The sequence below is a fragment of the Frigoribacterium sp. CFBP9029 genome (assembly GCF_034045305.1).
In the GTDB taxonomy this organism is placed as follows: Bacteria; Actinomycetota; Actinomycetes; order Actinomycetales; family Microbacteriaceae; genus Frigoribacterium.
In genome coordinates this window covers 23,163-29,163 of record NZ_JAXCWB010000007.1, presented here as the reverse complement: position 1 = coordinate 29,163, position 6,001 = coordinate 23,163, and the positions used below count along the sequence as shown (strand labels likewise).

Here is a 6,001-nt window from a genome sequence, read left to right as displayed (position 1 = left end):
CCCCCCCCCCGCCGCGACCGCCCTGCGGGGCCCCCGGGGCGGCCCGTCGTCGTCTGCGGGGGGCGTCGGGCGGCTCGTAGCGTGCCGCCATGACCGTCTCGTTCAGCACCGCACCCGATCCGTCGCGGGGGCCGCGCTGGCGGACGGGGGTCGGGGCGGCGGTCGTGCTCGTGCTCGCCGCGCTGGTCGTGACCGTCGTGGTGTCGGCCCTCTCGACCGCAGGAGGCGCGGGGACGACCACGATCACCTCGCCTCCGTCGACCGGCGCGTCGTCCGATCCGGGTGCGCCCGGCGGGGCGGGGGCGTCGTCCGGCGACGCGGACGCCGCGCTCTTCGTGCACGTGCACGGCGCCGTCGTCTCACCCGGTCTCTACGAGCTGGCGGCGGGGGCGAGGGTCGTCGACGTCGTGGCCGCCGCCGGCGGGTTCGCCGACGGCGCCGACCAGGCGGGGGTCAACCTGGCGCGACCGCTCGTCGACGGCGAGCAGCTGCGGGTGCCGGCCGTGGGGGAGCCCGCGGCGGCCGTGGGGGACGGCGGCGGGGGAGCGGCGGGTCCCGGTGGGGCCGCGGGCGGAGCGGGCGCCGGCGGGGCGGGTGCGGGCGGGGCGGGTGCCGGTGGTGGCGGGGCCGTCGACCTCAACCTCGCCGACGACGCCGCGCTGCAGACCCTGCCGGGGGTGGGGCCGGCCACGGCCGCGGCGATCCTCGACTGGCGGGAGCAGAACGGCGCCTTCCGTTCCGTCGACGATCTGCTCGGCGTCCCCGGCATCGGCGAGAAGACCCTCGAGAAGCTGCGTCCGCAGGTGACGGTGTGATCGACGACCGGCCCGTGCTCGACGTGCGCTGGGCGATGCCCGCCGCCGTCGGGTGGATCGCGCTGGTCGTCCTGCTGCCGAGCCCCGACCGGCTCGGTCTCGCGGCCGCGGTGGCGGGGGCCGTCTCGGTCACGGCGCTCGTGGCGGCCCGCACGTGGTCGCGCAGCGGGCGGTCGTCCTCCTCGCGGGCGGTGGGTGCCGCGACCGCCGTGGCCGTGAGCGTCGGCCTGGCCGGCCTCCTGCTCGCCGGCGCCGCCGTCCGTCACGACGTCCGGTACCCGCCCGAGCTCACCGCCCTCGTCGGGCACACGGTCGAGCTCGACGCCACGGCGTCCGAGCGACTGACGGACGCCTCGCAGGTCGCGTCCCTCGACGTCCGGTCGGTGACGAGCGGCGAGCGGATGTGGCAGGGGCGCGTCTCGATGCTGGTGCTGGCGCCTCGGGTCTCCGGCGCCGTCGAGGTGGGCCAGCGCGTCGCGCTCCGGGCGACGGTGCTGCCCGTCGAGCCGGGTGGCGACGCCGCGTTCGTGGTCGCGGCGCGCGGCGAGCTGCGACCCGGCGCGCCCGCCTCGGGATCGGCAGGGCGGGCGGAGGCGATGCGCGCCTCCTTCCGAGCCGTCGCGGCGGATCTGCCGGGCGACGGCGGTGCGCTGCTGCCCGGCCTGACGATCGGCGACACCTCGGCCGTGCCCGACGACCTGCGAGACGCGATGCGCACGTCGTCGCTGTCGCACCTGACGGCGGTGTCGGGTTCGAACTGCGCCGTGCTCGTGGCGCTGACCATGCTGGTCGGCGGCGCGCTGGGGGTGCCTCGGGCGGTGCGGGTCGTCGCGGCGTCGGTCGTGCTGCTCGCGTTCCTCGTGCTGGTGACCCCCGATGCGAGCATCGTCCGGGCCACTGTGATGGCCCTCGTCGTGCTCGGGCACCTGGCCGGGTCGAGGCCCGTCTCGGGGCTTCCGGTCGTCGCCGTCGCGGTGACGGGCATGCTGATGGCCGACCCGTGGATCTCCCGCGACATCGGGTTCGCGCTGACGGTGCTCGCGACGGCGGGTCTGGTCGTGCTCGCGGCGCCGCTGGCCCGTCTGCTCGCCCGGGTGATGCCCGAACCGCTCGCCCTCGTGCTGGCCGTGCCGATCGCGGCTCAGCTCGCCTGCGGCCCGGTGCTGCTCCTCCTCGACCCCGGGCTGCCTCTGCACGGCGTGGCGGCCAACGTGCTCGCCGAGCCCGCCGCTCCGGTGGCGACCGTCCTCGGGCTGCTGGTCTGCGTGCTGGCGGGGTGGGCGCCGGGGGCGGCCGGTCTCGTGGCCGGGGTGGCCTGGGCTCCGGCCTCGTGGGTCGCGGCGGTCGCCCGCTCCGTCGCCGACTGGCCGGCGGCCCGGGTGGAGTGGGGGCAGGGGATCGTGGCCGTCGGGCTGCTCGCGACCCTGACCGGGCTCGTCGTCGTGCTCGTGCTCGCCGGGCGGCGGAGCAGGGCGCGTCGGGTGGCGGCAGCGGGGCTGGTCGGCGTCGTGGTGATCGCCGGAGGCGCGGTGCTGGGATCGGGGATCGGCTCCCGCGGCAGCGTCCCCGACGACTGGACCGTCGCGCAGTGCGACGTCGGGCAGGGGGACGCCGTGCTCGTCCGCAGTGCGGCGAGCGTCGCGCTGATCGACACGGGCGACGACGAGGCCGCCCTCGACCGCTGCCTCGACCTGTTCGGCGTCGACCGCGTCGACCTGCTCGTGCTCACCCACTTCGACACCGATCACGTGGGGGCCGTCGCGGCCGTCGAGCGCCGCGTCGACGCCGCGCTCGTCGGCCCGACCGGGCGGAGCGCCGACGAGCGCGTCGTCGAGCGGCTCGTCGCCGCCGGGGTCGAGGTCGTCGACACCCGGGCGGGCACCTCGGGCGTGCTGGGCGAGTCGAGCTGGGAGGTGCTGTGGCCGCCCCTCGAGGGCGCCTCGCCGCCACCGGGCAACGACGCGAGTCTGGTCACGCGCTTCCGACCGACGGCCGGGTGCCGCGCGGGGTGCCTCGATCTCATGGCCCTCGGCGATCTCGGGGCCGAGGCGCAACGCCGCCTGTCCGCGACCGGGAAGCTGCCCGAGCGGGTCGACGTCGTGAAGGTGGCCCACCACGGTTCGGCCGATCAGGACCCCGGTCTCTACCGGTCGCTCGGCGCGGCCGTGGCGCTCGTCGGCGTGGGGGCCGACAACACCTACGGGCATCCGACCGACTCGCTGCTCGCCGTGCTCGACGAGACCGCGTCCGCCGTGGCCCGGTCGGACCTGGACGGCTCCGCGGCGGTGGTGGTCGGCGACGGCGGGCTCCGTCTGTGGCGTGAGCGCGCCTCCTCGTCGGAGGCCTCGTCTACGCTGGTCGCGGCGTCCGTTCCGCATCCGGTCGCCGGAGGAGGACCGTGGCCGCGCGAGCGAGTGCCAAGCCGGCGAAGAAGACCGGTGTCGCCATCGATCAGGTCGGATGGGACAGAATCCGGCCCGCCGCCGTGATCCTCGTCAGCGGCCCCGAGCAGTTCCTGGCCGACCGCGCCGTGCGGCAGCTGCGCGACCAGCTCACCGCCGAAGACCCCAGTCTCGAGGTCAACGACCTCGAGGCCGATCACTACCAGCCGGGCGAGCTGATCACCCTCGCGAGCCCGTCGCTGTTCGCCGAGCCGCGCCTCATCCGCGTGGCCAACGTCGAGAAGTGCACCGACGCGTTCCTCACCGAGACACTGCGGTACCTCGAGTCGCCCGCCGACGACACCTACCTCGTGCTGCGGCACGGCGGGGGAGTGCGCGGCAAGAAGCTGCTCGACACGATCCGCGGCGGCACCGGCCAGGGGCTCGAGGTGGTCTGCGCCGAGCTGAAGAAGGACACCGAGAAGCTCGACTTCGCCGCCGCCGAGTTCGCGTCCGAACGTCGACGGGTCACCTCGGGGGCGCTGCGGGCGCTCGTCACGGCGTTCTCCGACGATCTCGCCGAGCTGGCCAGCGCCTGCCAGCAGCTCATCTCGGACGCCGCGGAGGAGATCACCGAGGCCACGGTCGAGAAGTACTACGAGGGGCGGGTCGAGACGAACTCGTTCAAGGTCGCCGACATGGCCGTCGCCGGGAGGCAGGGCGAGGCCCTCGTGCTGCTGCGCCACGCGCTCGCATCGGGCGCCGACCCGGTGCCCGTCGTCGCGGCCTTCGCGATGAAGATCCGCGGCATGGCCAAGGTGCACGGGGCCTACGGTCCGTCGGGTCAGCTCGCGTCGCGACTCGGCATGGCGCCGTGGCAGGTCGAACGGGCCCAGCGGGAGGTGCGGGGCTGGAGCGAGGACGGCCTCGGGCGCTGCATCGAGGTCGTCGCCGAGACCGATGCGGCCGTCAAGGGCGCCGAACGCGACGCCGTCTACGCGCTCGAGCGCATGGTCACGGTCATCTCGATGCGGGGCGACCGCCCCCGCTGACCCGGCCCCGCTGACTCGTCCCCGCCTCGGCGGCGGTGCGGCCCCGGGGAACGACGAAGGCCCCGTCTCGATCGAGACGGGGCCTTCGTACGGGGGAGCGACTCAGAGAGCGCCGACCTGCTTCGCGATCGACGACTTGCGGTTCGCGGCCTGGTTCTGGTGGATGACACCCTTGCTGGCGGCCTTGTCGAGCTTCTTCGACGCGACGAGGAGGGCCGAGGTGGCCTTGTCCTTGTCGCCGGCGGTGATCGCCTCGCGCGTCGCGCGGACGGCGGTCTTGAGCTCGCTCTTGACCGCGCGGTTGCGGTCCTGGGCCTTCTTGTTGGTGCCGATGCGCTTGATCTGCGACTTGATGTTTGCCACGTGAACTACTTTCTGGATTCTGTGTCTCGGACGGATGTGCGCCAGCCGAGCGACCGATCGACTCTCGTCGATCGACCCGGTGCTGCCGCCGGTGATGGCCACCGGAGCGGCTCTCGGCTGCGATCGCGTTCCGCCCGTGCAGACGTAACGCGTAAGCCAACAGGCAACGTTACCAGCAGGTGGCCCGAGTCTCAACGAACAGCCGTCGGGCGGCGCGCCGTGTCGTGCGTAGTACCGTGCCATCATGCCGCAGCTCGCCCCGCACATGACCTCCGTCCCCGCCTCCGGCATCCGTCGCGTCTTCGAGATCGCCGCCCAGCTCGACGACGTCGACATGCTCGTGATCGGCGAGCCCGACGTGCCCGTCGCCCGGCACATCGGCGACGCCGCCCGCCGGGCGTGGTCCGAAGACCGCACGAACTACACGCCGAACGGCGGCATCGCGCCGCTGCGCGAGGCGCTGGTCGCGAAGCTCGCCCGCGAGAACGACATCCACGTCGACGTCGAGCAGGTCTGGGTGACGATCGGCGGCACGCAGGCGCTGCACCAGACCATGGGTCTGCTGCTCGCCGCCGGCGACGAGGTGCTCGTGCCCGACCCGGGCTACACGACCTTCACGATGAACGCCCACATGCTCGACGCGGTCCCGGTGCCCTACACGCTCGCCCCCGCCGCCGACTTCGTGCCCGACATCGACGAGCTCGACCGGCTGGTCGGCGACCGCACGCGCGCGATCGTGGTCAACTCGCCCTCCAATCCGCTCGGCGTCGTGTACTCGGAAGAGACCCTGGTGCGCCTCCTGGACTTCGCCCGTCGGCACGACCTCTGGGTGATCAGCGACGAGGTCTACGAGTACTTCACCTACGGGTCGAAGCACGTCAGCCTCGCTTCCCTCGATCACGACGACCGCGTCTTCAGCGTCTTCTCGCTGAGCAAGACCTACGCCATGACCGGTGTCCGGGTCGGCTACCTCGTGACCCCGAAGGGGCTGGCCGACACGATGCGGACCGTGCAGGAGGCGCAGATCAGCTGCGTCGCCGAACCCGACCAGCACGCGGCCCTCGCGGCCGTCGTGGGCGATCATCAGCCGGTCGCCGACGCCCGCGACCACTACCGCCAGAACCTCGAGCTCGCGACGTCCCTGCTCGACGAGCGGGGCATCCGCTACCTCGAGCCGACCGGCGCCTTCTACCTCTGGATCGACATGTCGCACGCCTCCGGCGGGGACGTGGCCTCGTGGGCCGAGCGGCTGCTGCTGACCGAACGCGTGGCCGTCGCGCCCGGCAGCGCCTTCGGCCGGAGCGGCGAGGGCTGGATCCGCGTCTGCCTCGCGACGGAGCCCGAGGTGCTCACCCGCGGCCTGTCGAAGCTCCCGGCGCCGATCGCCTAG

At 74.1% G+C, this 6,001-nt stretch carries 5 protein-coding genes; 4 read left to right on the top strand and 1 reads right to left on the bottom strand.

Annotation, left to right across the window (positions count from 1 at the left end):
• The first annotated feature begins 89 nt into the window (after positions 1–89).
• The 3 genes from SOM11_RS10515 to holA are packed head-to-tail and all read left to right on the top strand — an operon-like array spanning position 90 to position 4,248.
• Positions 90–815, top strand: a complete 726-nt coding sequence (locus SOM11_RS10515; protein ID WP_320477975.1) for a ComEA family DNA-binding protein — start codon at positions 90–92, stop codon at positions 813–815.
• A complete protein-coding gene (locus tag SOM11_RS10510) occupies positions 812–3,304 on the top strand; it encodes a ComEC/Rec2 family competence protein (RefSeq protein ID WP_320477974.1) in 2,493 nt (830 codons plus the stop codon). Before SOM11_RS10515 ends, SOM11_RS10510 begins: the two co-directional genes overlap by 4 nt.
• Positions 3,214–4,248 carry a DNA polymerase III subunit delta gene (gene holA / locus SOM11_RS10505; RefSeq protein WP_320477973.1) on the top strand — a complete coding sequence of 345 codons (1,035 nt, stop codon included), beginning with the start codon at positions 3,214–3,216 and terminating at the stop codon, positions 4,246–4,248. The genes SOM11_RS10510 and holA overlap by 91 nt, the downstream gene beginning before the upstream one ends.
• 102 nt (positions 4,249–4,350) lie before the next feature.
• On the opposite strand, the gene rpsT is transcribed toward holA, so the two are convergent.
• Entirely contained in the window at positions 4,351–4,611 is a 261-nt protein-coding gene (rpsT, locus tag SOM11_RS10500; RefSeq protein WP_192057967.1) for a 30S ribosomal protein S20, read from the bottom strand.
• Between the two features lie 244 nt (positions 4,612–4,855).
• Here rpsT and SOM11_RS10495 point away from each other — a divergent pair, with 244 nt between their 5' ends.
• Positions 4,856–6,001, top strand: a complete 1,146-nt coding sequence (locus SOM11_RS10495; RefSeq protein ID WP_320477972.1) for a pyridoxal phosphate-dependent aminotransferase — start codon at positions 4,856–4,858, stop codon at positions 5,999–6,001.

Bases quoted from the DNA above. Each gene is read 5' to 3' on its own strand.
- SOM11_RS10495 (WP_320477972.1), top strand. From the start codon at position 4,856: ATGCCGCAGCTCGCCCCGCACATGACCTCCGTCCCCGCCTCCGGCATC.
- SOM11_RS10515 (WP_320477975.1), top strand. From the start codon at position 90: ATGACCGTCTCGTTCAGCACCGCACCCGATCCGTCGCGGGGGCCGCGC.